The 21,346-nt window shown below is 43.2% G+C and carries 21 protein-coding genes; 17 read left to right on the plus strand and 4 right to left on the minus strand.

The window, feature by feature from the left end; translation table 11 throughout:
- The first annotated feature begins 365 nt into the window (after positions 1 to 365).
- The 5 genes from SWH54_07675 to SWH54_07695 all read left to right on the plus strand — a co-directional run bounded on the left by SWH54_07675 (position 366) and on the right by SWH54_07695 (position 5,701).
- Positions 366 to 1,097 (plus strand): hypothetical protein, encoded by a 732-nt coding sequence (locus tag SWH54_07675; GenBank protein MDY6791131.1) that lies wholly within the window; start codon positions 366 to 368, stop codon positions 1,095 to 1,097.
- 126 nt (positions 1,098 to 1,223) lie between these two features.
- Positions 1,224 to 1,817, plus strand: a complete 594-nt coding sequence (locus SWH54_07680; protein MDY6791132.1) for a hypothetical protein — start codon at positions 1,224 to 1,226, stop codon at positions 1,815 to 1,817.
- Positions 1,818 to 1,865: 48 nt separating this feature from the next.
- Positions 1,866 to 2,273 carry a transcriptional repressor gene (locus tag SWH54_07685; protein MDY6791133.1) on the plus strand — a complete coding sequence of 136 codons (408 nt, stop codon included), beginning with the start codon at positions 1,866 to 1,868 and terminating at the stop codon, positions 2,271 to 2,273.
- A 484-nt stretch (positions 2,274 to 2,757) separates the two neighbouring features.
- Positions 2,758 to 5,046 carry a thioredoxin domain-containing protein gene (locus SWH54_07690; GenBank protein ID MDY6791134.1) on the plus strand — a complete coding sequence of 763 codons (2,289 nt, stop codon included), beginning with the start codon at positions 2,758 to 2,760 and terminating at the stop codon, positions 5,044 to 5,046.
- 19 nt (positions 5,047 to 5,065) lie between these two features.
- Positions 5,066 to 5,701 (plus strand): nitroreductase family protein, encoded by a 636-nt coding sequence (locus SWH54_07695; protein MDY6791135.1) that lies wholly within the window; start codon positions 5,066 to 5,068, stop codon positions 5,699 to 5,701.
- Positions 5,702 to 5,920: 219 nt separating this feature from the next.
- Here the strand turns inward: SWH54_07695 and SWH54_07700 are convergent, their stop codons facing one another.
- The 3 genes from SWH54_07700 to SWH54_07710 all read right to left on the minus strand — a co-directional run bounded on the left by SWH54_07700 (position 5,921) and on the right by SWH54_07710 (position 7,290).
- Positions 5,921 to 6,382 (minus strand): ferritin family protein, encoded by a 462-nt coding sequence (locus SWH54_07700; protein ID MDY6791136.1) that lies wholly within the window; start codon positions 6,380 to 6,382, stop codon positions 5,921 to 5,923.
- A gap of 57 nt (positions 6,383 to 6,439) precedes the next feature.
- The gene (locus SWH54_07705) at positions 6,440 to 6,616 is read right to left on the minus strand and encodes a transcriptional regulator (GenBank protein ID MDY6791137.1); all 177 of its coding nucleotides are present in this window, start codon (positions 6,614 to 6,616) and stop codon (positions 6,440 to 6,442) included.
- Between the two features lie 314 nt (positions 6,617 to 6,930).
- Positions 6,931 to 7,290 (minus strand): hypothetical protein, encoded by a 360-nt coding sequence (locus SWH54_07710; protein MDY6791138.1) that lies wholly within the window; start codon positions 7,288 to 7,290, stop codon positions 6,931 to 6,933.
- Positions 7,291 to 7,671: 381 nt separating this feature from the next.
- Here SWH54_07710 and SWH54_07715 point away from each other — a divergent pair, with 381 nt between their 5' ends.
- From SWH54_07715 to SWH54_07725, 3 genes are read left to right on the plus strand one after another with little or no spacing between them, the layout of a single operon-like run.
- Positions 7,672 to 9,375 carry a 2-oxoacid:acceptor oxidoreductase subunit alpha gene (locus SWH54_07715; GenBank protein ID MDY6791139.1) on the plus strand — a complete coding sequence of 568 codons (1,704 nt, stop codon included), beginning with the start codon at positions 7,672 to 7,674 and terminating at the stop codon, positions 9,373 to 9,375.
- Position 9,376: 1 nt separating this feature from the next.
- Complete coding sequence (locus tag SWH54_07720) at positions 9,377 to 10,231, plus strand: 2-oxoacid:ferredoxin oxidoreductase subunit beta (GenBank protein ID MDY6791140.1); 855 nt, start codon at positions 9,377 to 9,379, stop codon at positions 10,229 to 10,231.
- A gap of 57 nt (positions 10,232 to 10,288) precedes the next feature.
- Positions 10,289 to 11,656: a class II fumarate hydratase gene (locus SWH54_07725; GenBank protein MDY6791141.1), complete on the plus strand. Its 1,368-nt coding sequence runs from the start codon at positions 10,289 to 10,291 to the stop codon at positions 11,654 to 11,656.
- A gap of 334 nt (positions 11,657 to 11,990) precedes the next feature.
- Here SWH54_07725 and SWH54_07730 read toward each other — a convergent pair whose 3' ends face one another.
- Positions 11,991 to 13,130 carry an acetoin utilization protein AcuC gene (locus SWH54_07730; GenBank protein MDY6791142.1) on the minus strand — a complete coding sequence of 380 codons (1,140 nt, stop codon included), beginning with the start codon at positions 13,128 to 13,130 and terminating at the stop codon, positions 11,991 to 11,993.
- A 996-nt stretch (positions 13,131 to 14,126) separates the two neighbouring features.
- Here SWH54_07730 and SWH54_07735 point away from each other — a divergent pair.
- The 9 genes from SWH54_07735 to SWH54_07775 all read left to right on the plus strand — a co-directional run bounded on the left by SWH54_07735 (position 14,127) and on the right by SWH54_07775 (position 21,259).
- Positions 14,127 to 14,294 carry a hypothetical protein gene (locus SWH54_07735; GenBank protein ID MDY6791143.1) on the plus strand — a complete coding sequence of 56 codons (168 nt, stop codon included), beginning with the start codon at positions 14,127 to 14,129 and terminating at the stop codon, positions 14,292 to 14,294.
- Positions 14,295 to 14,373: 79 nt separating this feature from the next.
- Positions 14,374 to 14,532 (plus strand): hypothetical protein, encoded by a 159-nt coding sequence (locus tag SWH54_07740; GenBank protein MDY6791144.1) that lies wholly within the window; start codon positions 14,374 to 14,376, stop codon positions 14,530 to 14,532.
- A 5-nt stretch (positions 14,533 to 14,537) separates the two neighbouring features.
- Positions 14,538 to 15,347, plus strand: a complete 810-nt coding sequence (locus SWH54_07745) for an amino acid ABC transporter permease (GenBank protein ID MDY6791145.1) — start codon at positions 14,538 to 14,540, stop codon at positions 15,345 to 15,347.
- Between the two features lie 337 nt (positions 15,348 to 15,684).
- The gene (locus SWH54_07750) at positions 15,685 to 16,464 is read left to right on the plus strand and encodes a transporter substrate-binding domain-containing protein (GenBank protein MDY6791146.1); all 780 of its coding nucleotides are present in this window, start codon (positions 15,685 to 15,687) and stop codon (positions 16,462 to 16,464) included.
- Position 16,465: 1 nt separating this feature from the next.
- Positions 16,466 to 17,359: an amino acid ABC transporter permease gene (locus SWH54_07755; protein MDY6791147.1), complete on the plus strand. Its 894-nt coding sequence runs from the start codon at positions 16,466 to 16,468 to the stop codon at positions 17,357 to 17,359.
- Between the two features lie 306 nt (positions 17,360 to 17,665).
- Positions 17,666 to 18,769, plus strand: a complete 1,104-nt coding sequence (locus SWH54_07760) for a hypothetical protein (protein MDY6791148.1) — start codon at positions 17,666 to 17,668, stop codon at positions 18,767 to 18,769.
- A 42-nt stretch (positions 18,770 to 18,811) separates the two neighbouring features.
- Positions 18,812 to 19,765, plus strand: a complete 954-nt coding sequence (locus SWH54_07765; protein ID MDY6791149.1) for a phosphotransferase — start codon at positions 18,812 to 18,814, stop codon at positions 19,763 to 19,765.
- 196 nt (positions 19,766 to 19,961) lie between these two features.
- Positions 19,962 to 20,846 carry an acyl-CoA thioesterase II gene (tesB, locus tag SWH54_07770; GenBank protein ID MDY6791150.1) on the plus strand — a complete coding sequence of 295 codons (885 nt, stop codon included), beginning with the start codon at positions 19,962 to 19,964 and terminating at the stop codon, positions 20,844 to 20,846.
- A 113-nt stretch (positions 20,847 to 20,959) separates the two neighbouring features.
- Positions 20,960 to 21,259: an AF1514 family protein gene (locus tag SWH54_07775; GenBank protein ID MDY6791151.1), complete on the plus strand. Its 300-nt coding sequence runs from the start codon at positions 20,960 to 20,962 to the stop codon at positions 21,257 to 21,259.
- Positions 21,260 to 21,346: the final 87 nt, after the last annotated feature.

Here is a 21,346-nt window from a genome sequence, read left to right on the forward strand (position 1 = left end):
AAAGAAAGAATCCTCAAGGGAATTGAAGAAATCAATACTGAGCCCGTTGTACATTGCTGGAAGAAATTCGATTTACCGCAAGCTAATATGTAAAAGTATTAATGAAACGTATTACTAGATATGCTCACCGTCTTGGTAATAAAAGCCAGCTTATGACTCAATATAATCAGATTGTAAAAAATTGCCAAATGACGAAGAATAAAAATCGTATGAATGGAAAAAGAGCTGCTTAACTAACACCTTTTTTATGCTTGATTTGTCTGAAACATTACAGTAAAAATTTAAACATACCTTTTAATCGCAAAATCCATACTTCATAGAATGATAAAAATTGTTGCGTATTTTTTCACTATAAAGGAGGCAAAATGAAAAAGCATTTTGTGATTTGTTTTATTATTAGTTTTTCTCTATTATTTTTTACTGGATGCGTAACAACAAGCACTAACTTGGAACCCAATTACACAAAAGAAAGCGTTAAAGCATATATTGATAGCATAGACGCACAATTTGATTCCCCCGGGTTTAAAGGTCTCCACCTTGGGATGTCAATGGATCAGGTAAATGAATTAGTACTTAATACCCCGTGGGGATATCGTTTTAAGGAAATTGGCAAGTCGCCCGATGATCCTCAATATAAACCTACTAATTTTCTAAAAGGCGACAATAATATAATAGGAGTAACGTGGGCAAATATTGGGTGCCAAGGACCAGAGGGTAAAGGAAGTTGCCATTGGATAAGATCAGTTTACATAAGCTTTTGCAATGATAAATTAGTTGAAATTATACTGGGAAGTCCAAAATGGTCCGCAGACAAGATAAATACCAGTGTAAAAGGTTGGGGAAAATTCGCATTAAAAGGTTTAACCAACAAATATAATCAACCTACAAAAGTTTATGATACATTTAGTAATATCAATATATTTTCATTTAAATCCGGCTATTCAGTTACCCTATACAAATGGAATTTAGGCCCTGATAGAATTAAACTTGGTATTGGTGAGTATGAATCTAAATTTGGTTGTAATGTAAGTTTTGAAAACGTTGAGGGGATTAATAAACTTAAAAAGGAACAATTAAAGGGAAAACATGAGTTCTAATAGTAGCGATCATAAGCTTAATCTCCAAAATTGAAAGTTGAGGGTTCCGCTCATCTCATGGGCGTCAGGCGACTAAGGAAATTTGATGTATAATCGCAATAGATATAGATAAGGAAAGGAGACAAAATGAAACGTTATGCTTTGATAATTTTCTGTTTTATGTCGTTTCTGGCAGCTTGTGCGCCTCAATTGGGTGGCTATAATTTTTCAATGGTGCCACAAGCAAGCAATCCGAATAAACATACATTTGATGCTTCGAGTATGACTTATTCAGATGATAAAATATCTATTAAATTCAGCGAGTCGAAAACATGGTATATGGGTGTGGTTGGAATGTCTCAATATGACAACTATGATGGTATTTCTTTTTCTCTTCAAAACAAAACTAATGATGTATTAACCATCGACTGGAACAAAATGTCTTTCACTGATTTTTTCGGGCGCTCTGGTAATGCAGTAATGCACCAAGGAGTTAAGTATAACGAATGTAATGGTTTTAAAGTACCTACCTCTATCCCACCAAAAGGATTGATAAGCGACATTATTATCCCATGCTATGGTTTAAAATTTATATCAGCTGTTAGTCCGCGATGGGAAGCACACATGTTACCTAATCCGGCAAAAATACCAAATGTAAAATTCGGTATTTTTATGCCCATACAGATTGGAAATCAATTTCATAATTATCAATTTAGTTTCAAAGGATCAAAAGCAAAATAGATTGTATATTAATAAATTATTCTGAGACCTTTGAATAGAGGAAAAGGCTTGCATAAAGAAAAAAACCTCAGAATGACCCGACAACGCAGGGTTATCCTGGAAGAGGTGCAAAGTAAAAACAACCACCCCAGTGCGGATGAACTTTACGAAAGGGTAAGGGTACATCTGCCAAGAATAAGTCTCGGCACTGTCTACAGAAACCTTGAAGTCTTGTGTGAATTAGGAGAAATCCAGAAACTGGATCTTAGCGGTTCTATTAAGCGCTATGATAGAAATCCTTTAAAGCATTACCATATTCGCTGTGTTCGATGTAACCGGGTTGAGGATGCACCTATTGCACCGATGAATCAACTGGAAGATGAACTTTACGAAGCAACTGTTTTCGAAATAATCGGGCACAATCTTGAATTTGTCGGGTTTTGCCCTGAATGCTCAAAGAAGAATCGCCAAGCCTGAATTTTACCCAGCCCCACCTTAATCCCATACTTTGTGACTGTATCATGACACACAAATGTATCATGATCAATCTGATACAAAAGTTATCTTCGTTTTTTATTACATTGCAAACAGACCACAATTCTATTCATATAACAAATTGATATAATTAATTATTGTATCAATGCTACCTGTTTCCCCTTTCAATTAAAAAAATTCTAATATCTGGCACGAATCTTGACTGCAAAACAAATATAGAAGGGAATATATCTAACCTGGACAAGCTGGCACCAAAGATGAAAATATCATTGGAATTAACGATTGAGCCATAGAGAGAAAGATACTCGATTCTGGATGCTCGATGCTGGATTAAATAAAGAACATCCCTTTTTTAAATATCCAGTATCAATAGACCAGTATCCAATATCTGATACACAAGGGCTTTACAAAGTGTAATAGAAATATTTTGCCACAAAAATACTAAATTTACAAATAAGAGGCTAAAATGTTTGAACATATGTTTTTTATAAAAATACTGATTATAACAGCGGTTTTCTGGGCACCAATTGCCTTTGCGGTTGCAGGGGGTAAGGATTACAATGAAGATAAGAGGCCGAACCACCTGATAAATGAAACAAGTCCCTATTTGCTCCAGCACGCTTTTAATCCTGTGGACTGGTACCCCTGGGGAGATGAAGCACTTGCAGAAGCAAAACAGGAGAATAAGCCTATCCTTTTATCCATAGGTTATTCAACCTGCCACTGGTGCCACGTAATGGAAAAAGAGTCTTTTACCAATCCCGAAACGGCAGAAATAATGAACAGTAACTTTATCTGCATTAAAGTGGACAGGGAACAGCGGCCTGATATTGATAAGATATATATCACCGCGGTGTCGGCTCTCACTGGTTCGGCAGGGTGGCCCCTTAACGTTTTTTTGACTCCTGATTTAAAACCTTTTTTTGGGGGGAGCTACTTCCCGCCGGAATCGAGACCCGGGTTGATATCTTGGAACTATCTTTTAGCACAGATTGCAGCCGCATGGAAGGATCCTGCCCAACGAGAGAAAATCAGATCTTCGGCGGAAAGCTTGACAAATATCATCAGCCAGCACCTTTCTTCACGTTTAACTGTTAAAGAGGCCCTGGATTCAAAGATTTCAGACCTGGCTGTGGATGCGTTTACATCTGTTTTTGATAAACAACTCGGCGGTTTCAGCAAAGCCCCTAAATTTCCATCTCCGGGAACCCAGAATTTTCTCTTTTCCTATTCGGCAACTCATCTGCACAGTGATAAAAAACGAGCCAAAGAGGCAAAGGACATGGCTGTGTTTACTCTTTATGCCATGGCAAAGGGAGGAATCTACGATCAGCTGGGCGGGGGATTTCATCGTTACTCCACCGATGAAAAATGGCATGTTCCTCATTTTGAAAAAATGCTCTACGACAATGCCCAGTTGATTATTAATTACCTGCAGGCATATCAAAATAACGGTGATCATTTTTTTAAAAACGCGGCCGTAGAAACAATCGAATATATCCTTCGCGATATGACCCATCCAAAAGGAGGTTTTTATTCGGCCGAAGACGCAGACAGTTTTCCCGCAGACTCTGATCACCTGACTGATAGCGAAAAGCCCAAGGAAAAAGCCGAAGGGGCTTTTTATACCTGGAAATTCAAAGAGATTCAAACGCTTCTTAGCGGTGATGTGCGGGAATTCTTTGCATATCGTTATGGCTTATCACCCGAGGGAAATGTGAAATATGATCCCCATAATGAATTCAAAGGGGACAATATCCTCTGGAAGGCACATACTCTTAAAGAAACCGCTCAAAAATTCAATCGGCCCCTGAAAGAAGTTGAAAAGAGACTGGCTGAGGGGAAAAAGATACTCTTTGATGTCCGTAAAAATCGGCCAAGACCTCATTTGGATGACAAGATTATTACATCGTGGAACGGTCTGATGATTTCAGCACTGGCCAGGGGATATCAGACACTGGGAAATGACTCTTACCTGGATGCTGCCAGGCAGGCTGCCGAATTTATGCAAAGTCACCTTTACGATGCTGAAAAGACGCAGCTATACAGGAGCTGGCGCGGAGATGAAACACATACTCTGGGTATGGCAAGTGACTACGCTTTTTTAATCCAGGGCCTTATCGATCTTTATGAGTCGGATTTTGACCTTAAGTGGCTCGACTGGGCAATGGAACTGGCCGATGAACAGCTCAACCGGTTTTTTGATTCGCTTCACGGAGGCTTTTATATGACTGAAGCCAATCACGATAAGCATCTTATCGTCAGGGTCAAAGAAGAGCACGACAACGTCATTCCCGCTGCCGGAAGTGTGGCTACCTTAAATTTCTTGCGTTTATCCGGTTACGGTGACAGGCCCGATCTTAAAAAGGCGGCTGAAAAAACATTAAAATCTTTTGTACCCAAAATGAGGCAAAACCCCGAGGCCTTCACCCAAATGCTGGTCACCATGAATTTTGCTCTGGCAAATCCGGTGCAAGTCATTGTTGCAGGCAGTGCGGATGATAACGGGAGTAGGGACATGCTGAAAAAAATCAGGTCCATGTCCATGTCGGGGTCAATTCCCGGCATGAATATTTTTGTGGTTAACAAGGAGACAGATAGAGCAGGACTGAAGAAATATTTAAGTTTTGTTGAATCGATAAAACAAATAGACCATAAAACGACGGCCTATATCTGCAAAGATTATGCATGCAGCCAGCCGGTGACCCAGGATACACTGTTAAACATGCTGAAAAACAGCACCCCAGCGAAGTAAATGACGCTGAAAGGAGGCAATGATGGAATTTAAAGAGATAATCAATAATCGGAGGGCGATCAATTTTTTCGATCCTGAACAAAAAGTCTCCGATGAATTATTAAAGGAAATGATTGAAATGGCGGCAAAAGCGCCGTCAAGCTTTAACCTTCAACCCTGGAGCCTGATTGTTTTAAAGGATCCGGAAGAAAAAAAGAAACTTCAACAACTTGCCTGGAACCAGCCCAAGGTCAGCGAAGCTCCGGTGACCCTGATTGTTTTGGCAGACAGACATGGATGGAAAGAGGGGCATCCGACATTGGAACGAAACATTAAAGAGATGATACAGGCCGGTTCGATGTCAAAAGACCAGCACCAGTGGTTTGTTGATGCCTGCATAGGTCTTTATGGCAGTAGTGAAGAAAAACAGATGGCCTTTGCGGTCAAAAACACCGGTTTTTTTTCCATGGCGCTCATGCTGGCAGCCAAAAGTCTGGGTCTTGATACCCATCCCATGGATGGTTTTGATCATGAAGGGGTTAAACAAGCGTTTAACATTCCCCAACAATACTGGGTGCCGGCATTGATTTCCGTGGGATATTTTTTAAAAGATAAGACGCTTTCTCCCCCCAAATGGAGAAAGAGCTGGGAAGATATTGTGGTCAATTTTAATTGATCGGCAGAACGATTCTAAAACCCTCCCCAAATGGGAGGGTTTTAGCTTATATTCATTTTTTAACACAATGTTTGAAACATGTGGCTCTTTTAGAGTAAACAATACCATACTGGATTAAAACAGGACTGTTGCGTGTTACGGGTTACAGGGTACGGGTTATAAAAAAGGATTGTTTCCGATTAATAACACGCAACTCGTACCTCGGAACACATAACCCGTCTAATCTCCCTGTTCGGCCATATAGTCATCATACAGGCCTTCGAGAAAGCCTTTATGCTTGGCTTCTTCCTGGGCCAGCATCTTAAACAGTTTGATCACATTTTCATTATCCGCTTTATGCATCAGATCGTTGTACAGCTTCAGTGCTTTTTCCTCTCTCTTCATGGCAAGCCTCAATATGTCCGTATAGTGCATGCCCTTTTTATATTCAATATCTACCAAATAATCGCTTCGCTTTATATCGGTGATCCATTCAAGTTTATATTCAGATATTTTGTCTTGATTTACGCTGAAATCTTCAAGCATGGCTTGATGTTTTCGCTCTTCTTTGGCAAAGCCTTCAAACGTTTTCCTGGCTCCGGAAAAGGTTTCCTGCTTGCTGATGTCTTCATAAAACTGCACCGCTTCCTTTTCCTTTTCGATGGCGTAACTAATGATTTCTTCAATTGAGTTAAAATTCATAATGATCTCCTTTCATTAACATAGATGCCTTTAGGTATTATTCATAGGCAAATTCATTTATTTTTCTGTGGGCGCATAGTAACACCTCTTTGGAGACATCACCTTCCCCTGTTTTTTGAGTTCGCTAATTACCTTGGAAACCGCTTTACTCTCTTCTCCAATCATTTTGGCAACTTCACCCGGTCTTAGCGGCTTTTCTGCTTTTTTCATTGCACCAAGAATTTTTTTCTCCATTGTATTTCCTCCAGAATCCTAACGAGCCGGTTGCGGTAAAACATGAACCCTAAATCAGGGAATAAAATATGCCTACATGTTTTTAATTCTTCCATAACGGGCACGATAAAAATAAACATATTATTTTTTTTCTACCATGGCAAGAGAAGAAAGCACATTTTTATAACCATAGTTGTATAAAGAAGAACTCTGTATTCCTAACATTAAAATCTAAGTTTATCCTCCTGCCAAAGACGGGAGAACAAAGGGGTCATTTTGAAATTGACTGTTTATACGGCAAAAACATAGAAAACAGCAATACCAATCGTATTTGGTTATGCAGTATTGAGCTGCTTTTTAAGCCAATTTTTTACTTCACCCTCGATAGGGAATACACCCTTCATGCCGCTGGTTGCTTTTAAAAAACGGTTTTTTAAGTCGCTCGGCATATCTATTTTGGCCAGTTCCTCCGCTTCTTCAGAATTGCGCTTGATCAGATAAATAACCGGGTTTTCTTTCCAGGTGTTGATCACAAAGTAAACGGCTTCATCCTCTTTAGACCGGATAACGTAATTTCCCCCGGCCCAGTTATTTCCCCATTCAAGGTATAGTCTTACCGCTTCTTCAGGGGTCATCTCCCAGTCTATGGAATTTATAAGGTCTTTATTTTTTTTTATATCATTTAATCTCATCATGGCATTTTTCCTCTTGATGGAATAGGTATAGAATCATTGCTTTGACTTTATAAAAAGCAATAAATGTGCCATATCCATTTCTACAGCAACAGCTGAAAAGTTAGGTTATCATAGTCTGGCTCGGTGAACTTTGTGCAAAGAGCGTTCCGGCAGTCAAAAAATTAAACAGCGACTGTGTCATATGAGACAGTTGTGTCTCAAGATTTTTAGGTAATATGAAGCCTATTTGCAGGATGGATACCATAGAAGGTCCTTAACAATCTGCTTGTCAAATGACTGTGTTTTTTTCTATGGCCGGACTTTGGCATGGATTTTGAAGAATCTAGGTGGGTTCATTCAAATAACGACTTTAGATTGATAAACGGATACAGGATATTAAAAATGAGTATTGATATAACGATTAGAATTGGCGGCGAAGCCGGCCAGGGGATACAGACGGCGGGCCATCTTTTGGCTCTGGTCTGCCAGGAAGCGGGTTTGTATATACTGGCGACTAACGATTTTGAGTCCAGGATAAGAGGCGGGCACAGCTTTTTCCAAATTCGTATCAGCAGCAAGCCGTTACGCGCACCGCATCACAAGTTACACCTGCTGGTGGCATTGAATCAGGAGACATATGATTTGCATCAAAAAGATCTGAATTCCGGCGGGCTCGTGGTTATGGATAAAAAAAAAGGTTCTGCGGATAAAAAGATCCTGACGGTTCCATTTGGCGATCTTGCAAAGGAGGCTGGAGGCAAAATTTTTTTGAATACAGTTGCAGCCGGTGTTTGCCTAGCCCTGTTAGGCGCACCCGTCGAGATTTGCCAGAATGTTCTTGCAAAACAGTTCAGGGAAAAAGGGCAGGATATTGTTGAAAAAAATTATCGCGCAGTAGAGTTGGGCTATCAGGGGGTGAAGGATATAGCCTTTGAATGGGCGTTTAAGTGGAAACCAAAAACTCCCAAAGGAGCAATCATTGACGGCTCCAAGGCCATTGCCCTTGGTGCTCTTGCAGGCGATTGCCGTCTGGCGGCATTTTACCCCATGTCTCCGGCCACCGGCATTATGGCTCATCTTTCCTCCTTTTCAGATAAATTTCCCCTGGTCGTTGAACAGGCAGAAGATGAAATTGCTGCGGTCAATATGATTATCGGAGGGGCTTTTGCAGGTGCAAGGGCCATGACAGCCACATCCGGCGGGGGTTTCTGCCTGATGACCGAAGGCCTGGGGCTGGCCGGCATGACGGAAACCCCTATCGTTATTGTCAATGCACAGAGGCCGGGTCCGGCAACAGGTCTTCCCACCCGCACTGCACAAGGAGACCTGCATTTTGTAATCCGGGCTTCACAGGACGAGTTCCCCAGATTCGTTTTTTCGCCGGGCACACCCTATGAAGCCTTTGAGATAACGTCCCGGGCTTTTCATCTGTCGGAGAAGTATCAGGTGCCATCAATCATTCTCATTGATCAATATCTTGCCGACTCTCTGTTTATTATGAGAAACCAATTAAACGCTCCGGCAAATATTGAACGGTTCATAGTGAAAGATGAAGATATTGAAGATCCCCGAAATTACAAACGGTTTATGATTACGCCTTCCGGGATCTCTCCACGTGCCCTGCCCTGTTCCGGTAAAGCTCTGGTGGTGGTATCAAGTGATGAACACAGTGAAGACGGGCATATGAGCGAAGCCATTGATGATAGAACCAACATGGTGGAGAAACGCAATGCAAAGGTGCCCCGTATGATCAAAGAGATGAACCCTCCCCAAAAGTACCATGATGAGGCTGAAGTACTTCTTGTGGGCTGGGGCTCCACCAAGGGGGCAATCAGGGAAGCCGTCGATCTGTTAAGACAGGAAGGAAAACATGTGGGTTGTCTGAATTTTAGGGATCTGTGGCCCCTTCCATCCGATAAAGTCAAAGCCGCTTTGCATAAGGTGAAAAGATTTTTAATGGTGGAACAAAATTCAACCGCCCAGTTTGGACAACTTATACAAGAGCAGACAGGGCTTGCCCATTCAGGAGCGATATTGAAGTATGACGGCAGACCCATTTGTCCAAACGATATTGTTGAGGACTTTAAACAGTTTGAGAGGAAGTGATATGCTGAGTATCAAGGATTATGAATCATCTTATCAAAATCATTGGTGCCCGGGATGCGGCAATTTTGGAATTCTGGCAGCAATGAAAGATGCTCTGGTTCACCTTAAAATACAGCCGGAACAAGTGCTGATCATATCGGGCATCGGTCAGGCAGCCAAAACACCCCATTTTTTAAAATGTAACATGTTTCATGCCTTGCACGGTCGTGCCCTGCCCCTTGCCACCGGCGCCAAGATGGCCAACTACAGCTTGAATATACTGGTGAATTCGGGAGACGGGGACTGTTACGGCGAGGGTGGCAACCATTTTATGCATGCCATCAGACGAAATGTGGATCTTACCCTGTTGGTCCACAACAATAAAGTCTATGGACTGACAAAGGGTCAGGCTTCGCCCACATCAGATGTGGGGATGGTCACCCCCCTGCAGCCCCATGGGGTCATTTCGGAATCATTTAACGCTATGGCCGTGGCACTTTCTCTCGGAGCCGGTTTTGTGGCGCGGGGATTTTCCGGAGATATGGCGCATCTGAGCCGGCTCATACAGGAAGGGATGAAATATAAAGGGTTTAGTCTGATAGATATCTTGCAGCCATGTGTATCTTTCAACCGGATAAACACCTACGAGTGGTATAAAAAAAGGGTGGTTGACCTGTTTGAAGAAAATTACCATCCGGACAACTTTCAAAATGCGATGAATCTTGCCAGGCAGTGGGGCGATAAGATACCCATCGGAATCCTTTATAAAGAAGAAAAAGCTGCTTTTACCGATCACATTGAGGTATTCAACCAAGGTCCTTTAATCTCACAAAAATACGACCATAAAAGACTTCAGGACTTGTTGTCAGCAGTTTAAATGCAGAGGCTGTGTTACTTGTCTAACCAGTTTAACGGGGGTGGAACAAATCGTATAATGATCTTTAGAGAAGAAAAAGACACCATGGGAACCGTGCGCGTTCCACGAAATGCATATTTTGGCGCGCAAACTCAACGGGCGGTGGAAAATTTTCCCATCAGTGATTTAAGACTCCCTTTGGCTTTTATTTATGCGCTTGCAGTGATAAAAAATTACTCGGCCCGTGTGAACTTTGAGCTCGGTCTATTAGACGCTGAAATATCAGAGGCGATCATGCAGGCGGCCCGGGAAGTCAGGGATGGAAAGTTTGACGATCAGTTTGTGGTGGATGTTTTTCAGACCGGATCGGGGACGTCCACCAACATGAACATGAATGAAGTGATTGCCTCAAGGGCCAATGAAATGATGACCGGCAAAAAAGCCGGCAAGTCACCGGTTCATCCCAACGATCATGTAAACCTTGGCCAGTCAAGCAATGACGTCATTCCTTCTGCCCTTCATATTTCCGCTTTGATATCGATCAAAGATCGTCTGATTCCGTCGCTTCAATTGCTCCACAAAACCATTTTGCAAAAAGAAAAAGAATTTGGTGAGATCAGCAAAATCGGCAGAACCCACTTGCAGGATGCGGTTCCCATGACACTCGGCCAGGAATTTTCAGGATACGCGAGGCAGGTAGAGCTTGGCATCCAAAGAGTAACAGCCGTTGAGGAAAGATTGGCAGAACTTGCTTTGGGAGGTACCGCCATCGGGACCGGTTTAAACAGCCATGCGGAATTTGCGGGCAGAGTGATTGCCCATATTGGTGAATATACAAAGCTTCCCTTTAAATCAGCCAAGAACCGTTTCGAAGCCCAGGCTGCCCGGGACGCTGCAGTAGAGACCAGCGGGGTTCTAAAAACGCTGGCGGTCAGCCTGGTGAAAATTGCCAACGATATCCGGTGGCTGGCCTCAGGGCCCAGATGCGGATTGGGGGAGATCAATATTCCTTCGCTACAACCCGGTTCTTCGATAATGCCGGGAAAAGTGAACCCGGTCATACCGGAGGCGGTGATTCAGGTGGCCGCTCAGGTTGCCGGGAACGATACCGCCATCATGATTGGCGGACAGGGAGGCCATTTTGAGTTGAATGCCATGCTGCCGGTAATCGCTTATAATCTGCTGCAGTCGATTGATCTGCTGTCTTCGGCAGCTGAAGTCTTTGCCACCAAATGCCTGAGTGGTGTATCGGCGAATCACGACAAGTGTGCCTCTAATATTGAAAAGAGCCTGGCCCTGGCAACCGGGCTGGTTCCGCACATTGGCTATGACAAAGCGGCTGCCATTGCAAAAAAAGCCCACGAAAGCGGTAAAACCATCCGTGAAATTGCAAGCAAAGAAAACATTTTGCTCGAAAGTGAGTTGGCCCGAATCTTTAATGATTGATAGGAAGAAATATACACGAAGTTGTAATTTGACTAATTGCGGAGTTTTTCAATCTCTGCTCTGTCTGCCTGGGGAATAGCCTTATCGCCCATTCGATTCTTAACAATATTAACGGGGGACTTTCGGACGGCAGCTATCTCGCTGAGATAAGATTTGAGCCAGCCCCAGCAGATAGATTTCCACGGCGGCAATGATCATCTCTGCCTGTATGGATTTAACGCAAAGGAAAGGGAGCGCGTACAAAGTACTGTACTTATCTGTTAAGAATCGAATGGGCGATAAGGCTATTCCCCAGGCAGACCGCTGGTAATCGAAAAACTATAGTTTTACATGGCTATTCATCAATATCATGATATGCGAATACTTTCTTTTTAACGGCATTTATTGTTGTTTCGATTGCTGAATCTATTGATCTACGGTGCTTTTCATTAACCGGTAGAACCCGGTCCCTAAGCCCCCCTGACCATTCTTCACTTTGCAGCATGACCCCGCCCAAACCAAGGCTTAAATCAGGCTCATCGTTTGCTCCGGATAAAGTATTCCAGGCAAGCGCCCATCCTCTGACCGTCTTTTCCACATCATACCCGCCTCCCCCGGTCGCCAGGATGGGTTTATTGAAACTCAGCAGTTCATTAATTATTTCGACATAAGCATTATTTGTCAGGCCAAGATGCACCAAAGGATCACCGGCAAGGGCATCCATTCCAAGCTCGATGACGATCACATCCGGCTTGTAGGCCTTGATCAATGGCAGCACTACCTGATAGAACACGGTCATGTAGACTTCATCAAATATACCCACAGGCAAAGGTACGTTCACATTGAAACCGAGTCCCGGGCCTTCGCCGATTTCATTTTCGAACCCTGTCCAGGGAAACAGGGTGTTGCCACTCTCGTGAAAAGAAATAACCATGACATCGTTTCTGGCGTAAAACGCATCCTGAACCCCGTCGCAGTGGTGCGCATCCACATCAAGAAACAAAACTCTTTTACCATTTTCCGTCAACCGCAGACATCCCAGCACCACGTCATTCAGATAGCAAAAACCTGATGCTTTCTCTGCTTTGGCATGATGAAATCCACCTGAAGGATTAAAGGCAACATTTGCTTCTCCGGATAGTATCAGTTCGGCACCGGTCAATGTCGCACCACAGGCCAGGGAGGCATACTTATACATGTCGCTAAAAACAGGACAGTCCGGTGTGCCCAATCCCATATCGGAGCCTGCTTTAGTAAGATTACCTGCAGCGGCCCGTTGCAACTCATCGAGGTACCTTGCCGAGTGAAAGGTTTCAAGCTCTGATCTGGTCGCTGCTTTGGGAAGGAGTTCTTTGCCCCTTAACAGACCCAATGATACCAACAGATCGCGTGTCTTGCCGGCCCGTTGTGTGCTAAATGGGCAGTCAGGCGGATAGCTCAATTTGTCAAATTCAGGTGAATGAATGAATACCGGTTTCGGTTTTTTGTCTGCCATCAAAACCCCCTTTTGTTTTGGATTAAAAGAATCACAAAACAACATTTCGCAATTTTTGCACCTTTGGTTTCTGTTGCGGTCCTTAACATCAAACATTTTAAAAAAGTTAAAAGGTGCGACTTTGAAAGCATTTTTAGTAGCAACAAAAAATATTAACTTATACTGTGAGCTTCCACGGTGAAAAAAGCAATAAATATGCCACATTATTTTTAGAGAAACAGCAACTTTGTATTATGAGACAGTTTTGTCTCACGGAGTTAATGTGATTTTAGACATACCTGGAATGGGTGTGATTATAAATTAAGTATCATCCCCCGATTAATTGTAGTTAATTCAGACAAGGCATGTGAATAATCTTCAAATGAATTGGTGTGGTGCCAGAGGATTCAAGGACCCAAGGATTCAAGGATTCGAGTGAAATTCTAAAGAGTTACAGAGAGTTGAATGGCTGGCAAAAGTCATACGAATTTTGTTTGAAGATATATCAAATAACAGCAATATTCCCAAATGAAGAAAGATACGGCCTGACTTCCCAGATAAAAAGATAAGAAGGCCAGAAGATCCGATGTATCTATTCCTTCTAGCATGGCAGAAGGATATGGAAGAAAGACAACCCTTGATTACATGAGGATGCTTTACATTTCTTATGGTTCGGTTTGTGAATTGGAAACCCAGATATTATTAACCGGAGATATAGGCTTCATTAATAAGATGAATTGGATACAGCGAGAAAAGACATAACAGAAATCGAAAGAATTTTAAAAGCGCTGATAAGATCTTTAGAAAACAAACGCTTGAATCCTTGACCCCTGGAATCCTTGGACCCTCTTCTCTAACTAATTTAGAGAAGAACCTAAATTAATAAACTCATTAGAGGTAAACTGGAGGCAGTGGGCAATTAGAACTATAATGGCTGACTTTTATGACAAGATCGGGTTTTGGCATGGAAATTGAAAATAATACAAAAAACAGCTAAACATGAAAAAGGAGTACCAAATGACAGAATTTATTTTAGCACTGGTGGCAACAGCAGCTATATTTATGCTTCTATGGATCGGCTTGTACCGGAGAAATAAAACTCAAGATAGAGCGGTTTCTTATGTCTGCTCTGACTGTGATGAAATGAATTGCGTCTGTCACAAGGTCGATGATACAACACCATAGCCCGGAGTCTCTTGAAATAACTGCGGTTGTGTGACATATCTAAGATATCCGGATACGTCTTTAAAGAAAGGAAACAACAATGGAAAACAAAAATGAAGTTGACGCATTATGCCCGGAGTGCGGTCATGCCTTTAAGTCACATATGGACAGGGTCATAAAAGGCGAAAAGGGTAACAGAAAACAAGAAAAGATAGAATGCCCGGTATGTGGATGCGGAGAGTGCCGGGTGGGCAAATAGTTTTCATGGAGCCAATTTTCAGAGCCACCCGGTCATTTCAGCGCCATTTTTTAACTCTAGACTCTGCTAAATTGATAATTGCGGTCGGATTGCTGACCTGGCTTATGGTTAAGGGTTCCGGAAATCTCAGTTACAACTGGCATTGGTACCGGATACCCGGATACCTTTTCACTTTTGCCGATGGCAGATTTGTAACCGGACCTTTGCTCAACGGCTTAAAAGTCACCTTTCAAATTACTATTATCAGCCTGTTTCTTTCCTCGCTGTTTGGTTTGACAACGGCCATTTTTAGATTGTCGGATTCTTTGATCGCACGGATACTGGCGCGTGGGTATCTGGAGCTGATCAGAAATACGCCCCTGCTGGTGCAGCTTTTTTTCATTTATTTCGTCATTTCACCCGTATTTGGAATCAGTCGATTTGCTTCTGCAGTTCTAACCTTAAGTCTTTTCGAAGGGGCATATGCATCGGAAATTTTTAGAGCAGGAATTGTCTCAATCCATCGGGGACAGTGGGAGGCCGCTTACAGCATCGGCTTGAATAATTATCACACGTATCGGCACGTCATTCTTCCCCAGGCAATCCGACGGATGATGCCGCCACTAGCCGGTCAGGCCATATCGCTTGTTAAAGATTCCGCCCTGGTCAGTACCATTGCCATTTACGACTTAACCATGAAGGGACAGGAGATTATTGCAGAGACCTATCTGGTTTTTGAAATATGGTTCACCATTGCGGCGATTTATCTTATGATTACAGCGACTTTATCTGTGGGAGTGAATATTTTAGAGAAGCGCTTTGCCATTGAAATGTAAACAAAGGGTTTAAAAAACGGTAACCGTTAACGGTTCAGAGGTTCAAAGTTCAAGGTTGAACTGTTTTAGAGAGGGGTATGACATATGCTTCCGTGAAAGAAAGTTTTGATTCTGAATCCAATGTGCAGTGAATTAGATTCTTACGATATGATCCTGCCTGTCCCTGCAAGGCATGTGCGGGCAACAACCGAGCTTGCACTGAGTTTAAAAACAAAAAGACAAAGAAAATCGCAAACCAATTAACCTATGAACCGTGAACCCTGAACGCTTGCAAAAGGAGGTTATAATGAAGACATTTTCTTTCATGATCAATGCTCTGATAATAGCTGCAGTGGTAATGGTTTTTTCTGCTTGCGGAGATAATACCGGTTCCATTGAAAAGGCGGCAGAAAGTACGATCGAGCAGGTCCAGAAACGAGGTATTCTTCGAGTCGGCATGTCGACTTTTGTACCATGGGCCATGAAAGACAAAACCGGGAAACTCATCGGCTTTGAGATTGACGTGGCCACCCGCCTGGCTGAGGATATGGGAGTTAAGGTTGAATTTGTGCCCACCAAATGGTCCGGCATTATCCCGGCACTGTCCACGGGCAAATTTGATGTCATTATAGGAGGTATGGGAATACTTCCCAGCCGCAACCTGAAAGTCAATTTTTCCGTTCCCTATGATTACACCGGCATGTCCATGGTGGCCCATAAACAGGTTGCCGCTGGATTCCAAGGTCTTAACGATTTTAACCGAACTGATGTGATGATTGCCGCCAGGCTCGGCTCAACTGCCGTAACCGCATCTAAAAAATATCTGCCCAAAGCGCAACTTCGCCTTTTTGACGATGAGTCGCAGGCATATCAAGAGCTGCTCAACGGCAGGGTTCATGCCGTGGTTGGCTCAGCCCCCACACCCGCTTTTCAGGCACTCAAGTATCCTGAAAAGCTGTTTCTGCCCCTTGATAAAACCTTTACCAAAGAACCCATCGGATTTGCAGTAAGGAAGGGGGATTTTGATACCCTCAATTACTTCAATAACTGGATTGGCTATGTCGGGGCTGAAGGCTGGCTTGATGAGCGGAAGAATTACTGGTTCAGGACCAAAGACTGGGAAAAGATGATTAAATAGATTGCCTGGAAAACGAAAAAATAGAATAACTGCCCTGGATATTTTGGTGTCTTTGGCTCTGACATCGATCTTTGTGTGGATCGTTTACCGGGTCAATGTAGAAGTTCATTATAAATGGAACTGGGGTGTGATACCCCAGTACCTTATTCGATTCGACGCCGAAAAATCCGGTTGGGTATGGGGATTGATTATGCAAGGGGTGTTCACCACCCTGCGCCTGAGTATCTGGGCAACCATACTGGCCATGGTTTTCGGTACAATAATGGGCCTTTTCCGTGTCAGTCATGGCCTTTTTAACCGTTTGGTCAGCTGGAGCTATGTAGAACTGATACGCAATATCCCCATCCTGGTCTGGCTGTTTATTTTCTATTTTTTTATCAGCGATCAAATAATGCCGATCTTGGCTTTGGATGAACGGGTCCTATCAAAAGGAGAAAATATCAGGAATCTGGTGGCATTTCTGTTTGCCTCTCCGACACGCCTTCCGGCATTTCTTTCAGGTCTTTTGGCTCTGGCTATTTATGAGGGGGCCTATATCACCGAAATAATCAGGGCCGGTATCCAATCCATTGAAAAGGGGCAATGGGAAGCATCATCCGCCCTTGGATTTTCCCGGTGGCAACAGATGCGTTACGTTATTTTTCCCCAGGCCTTGCATCGGGTTCTGCCTCCGCTTGCCGGGCAGTTTATCTCCACCATCAAAGATTCCGCCATTGTTTCGGTCATATCTATCCAGGAACTCACTTTTCAAGGTATGGAGCTTATGTCGGCTACTTTTTTAACCTTTGAAGTGTGGATCACCATTATGGTACTGTATCTTCTGCTTTGTCTCACCTGTTCGTTACTGGTGGAGCGTCTTGACATATTCATGAAAAAAGGACAGTTGCAGTTCTAATGATGAGAGCGATTTTTTAGTGAATAAATTCTTTACCATTACGTATAATGATTTATTTTCACCGCCCGCTTCGCTCAAGACGCAGGGCACGCAGAGTTAGAAACTTTTTCCTTTGCCGTTGAGAGGACGGCAAAAGAAAACCAATCAGCGTTTATATCGTTACAACTATATGTTTTTATATAAAATTGTTTTTTCTAATAGGTATGAATTTTTTATTGCTTTCCGCCCTCTCAGCGGAAAGCAATAAAAAAATGGTTCTTTGCGTGCTCTGCGGCTCTGCGGTGAAAAATAATTGGTGAATAAAATATGAGTACAGCTCTGCGAATCATACTGTTGGGATTAATGTCGGCGGCATTATTATTCGGATTCCTCCATCTTTTTGTTCCGGGGGCAACCCAGTATAATTTTGAGAGGCTGCATATTTTTCTTTTCAATCTGTGCAGCGGCGGTACTGTATTGATTTATTTCAGTGAATCGAAACCAATGCTGTCCACCAAAGGTCGTCTCTTTCTCATTCTGGCCGTTGCCTATGCTATTTTTGCCTTTGCAAAACTCTATCTTGCTGCAGTCATCATTGCTTTTTCCCTGGCTGTGATTGTGGATTCAGTCAGGGTCAAAAAATTTTCCCTGTTTCCGATAAATTTTTTTAAACAGGATGCGCCGGTCTCCCAAAAATTCCACCAGGCATCCCTCCTCTGTCTTTCTATGGGACTTGTTATTTCCGCCCTTGTCATCCTCAACAACGAATATTTTAAGATTATTTCCTTTCCAAAGCTAAAACTGGATACCTTTTTTTTGGGATTTTCCTTTCCGATTTCATTGATCACCCTGGCTGTGATGTTTTCCTTTATGAAAGGAGATTTTTCCAAGAGTATCTTGCGCCTGAAAAATGTGGGTTTCTGGATCGTAAACCTGGGTGTGATTATCTTTTTTCTTTTTATTCTGTATGAGAAATTCGTCCCCCAGTTGATGGTCACCACCATCCTTTTTCTTTCCGTTGTACTCATTTACTATCTGTATACCAAATTGGGAGTTCGGGTTCAGCAAAAGAATTTTTTAACGTCCGGAATGTTTTTCCTGTGGTACACGGCGGTTACCGGAATTGTTTATATCATCCTGGCGTCGTCTTCGGCATACACCCCGGAAAATGCAAAACTGCTCATGCGCATGCATTCTTTTGCTGCATTATATGGCTGGAATTTAAGCGGCCTTGCGGTGATATGCAGAAAGGATGACTTTCCTATTCGGCTTCATTCCAAGACCATCATTGTGGTCCACTGGATCACAGTCATCTTTTTTGCCCCTTTGGGTACCTACTACTGGCCTTTTACCGCCTGTACCATCATTTGCTATGTATTTATACTGTACATGATGCTTTTCAGTAAAGCGATGCCAAAAAGTATAATCTAAAGTTCAGCTAAAACTTTAAATATGTTTAACAAACAGATCAGTATGCATCATATTATTAAGGAAACAGTTTTATGTTGGGATTTAAAATTAAAAAAATTGCGCAAGGATCTTCATATTGCCGGAAGTCCGGAAAGATGCGAGTTTCGTATCGTCATTGAAGATCAGGATGACAGGTTGTTTGTCTGCGAAAAAATTTCTCCTGCCGCTTACGAACATAAAGTGCGGATCATAAACACACTTGAATTTCTGGCAAGTCATAATATTGGTTGTATCCAACCCTATATCCGCAATACAAAAAGTGAATATATTACACGCAACGATCATGGCTTGTGGCAACTGACCCGGTTTGTTGACGGTGTCCCGCTTCAAAGGCCGCAATACGTATTCCAGCGCTGGCGGGCTAAAGTTTTAGCCAGTTTTTTAATCGATTTAGCTAAAAAATCTCCCGGGGTCGATCACCTTTTCCCCATACAATCTTTTTCCATAAAAGATTATATCTATGAATTAATGGATACCATCGGCATCCATGAACCTGAACTCAAAAAATCAATCAATCCAACGATCCGTTTTCTGGAAAAACAATTTATGGGCATCCATGACACCTTTCCCCAGGGATTTTGCCATGGCGATTATCATCCTTTAAACGTTATTTGGTCGGACAGCGGGATCAATGCTGTCATCGATTGGGAATTTTGCGGGTATAAACCTGAAATATACGATGTGGCCAATCTGGTTGGCTGCATCGGTATGGAAGACCCCCAAAGCCTTGTCGGAGACCTGATTGCCGAATTGATCCAAAGCCTGAGACAGGCCAAGTTGTTTTCTGATTTAAGCTGGCGGTACCTTGTGGAATTTATGGTGGCTTTGCGCTTTGCCTGGTTGTCGGAATGGCTTCGCAAGTCGGATCAGGAGATGATCGAACTGGAACAGGTTTATATGCGGTTGTTGATCGATAATAAAAAAAAATTGATGCAATTCTGGGGCTTGAAACACTAGTAATCATCTGTGTCACCGAAAACTTTTCTGTTTCGGCAGGCGCTATCGATCCACCGTCCGCCGCTTTCAAGACTGACCAAAGCCCATTTCGCTACAACATGTATGTGCCGACTTATTGCTTGACATACAAGCACTGTTTTTCCATACTCAGGCTGGTCAAAAGCAAGTTCTTACCCTTGCGGTGGTGGGGTGAAAAATGAAACCATTCATTGAAGGCAATGTTTTAGAGGAGTTGTTAACCCTCCTAAAACTGGAAAAGATCGAGGAGAATATTTTTCGCGGCCAAAGTCAGGATTTGGGATTTGGCGGTTTGTTTGGGGGCCAGGTTTTGGGCCAGGCCTTGTCGGCCTCCTATCAAACCGTACCTTCCGATCGGAAGGCCCACAGTCTGTATGCCTATTTTCTCAGAATGGGCAATGCCGCCAAGCCGATTGTTTATGAAGTCGACTGTATCCGCGACGGCCAGAGTTTTACCACCCGCCGGGTGGTGGCCATCCAAAAAGGCCGGGCCATTTTCAATATGTCAGCATCCTTTCAGCTTGATGAATCCGGTTTTGAACATCAGGACGATGCGCCGGAAATGCCCGGACCGGACGGTATTCCCTCGGAAATGGAACTGGCCGGGATGGTTGCGGATAAATTACCGGATGAGATTCGGGAAAAAATATTATGTCCCAAACCGATTGAAATCCGGCCGATCAACCCGATCAACCCCTTTGCCCCGGAAAAACGAGAACCTTTGCGCTACGCCTGGTTTAAAACCATCGATCAACTTCCCGATGATCCGGCAATTCATCAATATTTACTGGCCTATGCCTCTGATTTCGGCCTGGTGGTTACCTCACTTTATCCCCACGGCCACAGTTTCTGGGAACCGGGAATGAAGATTGCCAGCCTCGATCATGCCATGTGGTTTCATCGGGATTTTCGTATGGATGACTGGATGTTGTATGCCATGAAAAGCCCCAGCGCCGGCAAAGCCCGGGGTTTTAGCAGCGGTAAGATATATACCCGCCAGGGAAAATTAGTGGCCTCGGTAAGCCAGGAAGGTCTGATTCGTTACCGCGGCCGGAAAAAATAGACTATTTTGTATAAACAGAGCGGTGGAAAAAAAGATGAGAGAATGGGAGCAATTCCCCGGGATTCCATCTGCAAACCACCGCCCGATAAAAGCGTTCGGCACACGATATCTGCATGGCACAAATTCACACAGACCCGAATAACCCATCCAAACAAATCGTCAACCTCCGGATAAGCGAGTCTGGCTTGGACTTTCAAAGCGTTAAACAGCGGGCCAAGGAGAAAGCCAGAGAATACTGTCCGGATCCGATGCTGCTGTCCTGGTACCATCGAACAAGCGGAGAGTTTTACCCCAAGCTTCAATGCGATTTCGGCGACAAACACGCATGGAGGGTGTTTGCCGAGTCCCGCGGCGCCAATCTGACGGTGGATGTAAATGATGGTGAGTTTATATTTCTTTTTTTAAAGCTTTGATACCATCAACATCGGCAATGGATAGTAAATGATTCGCAGCGTCTCCAAGTTTTATCGTCATTTGCAAAAATATGTTCCGTTAAGGAG

Source organism: Thermodesulfobacteriota bacterium, assembly GCA_034189135.1.
Lineage (GTDB): Bacteria > Desulfobacterota > Desulfobacteria > Desulfobacterales > JAUWMJ01 > JAUWMJ01.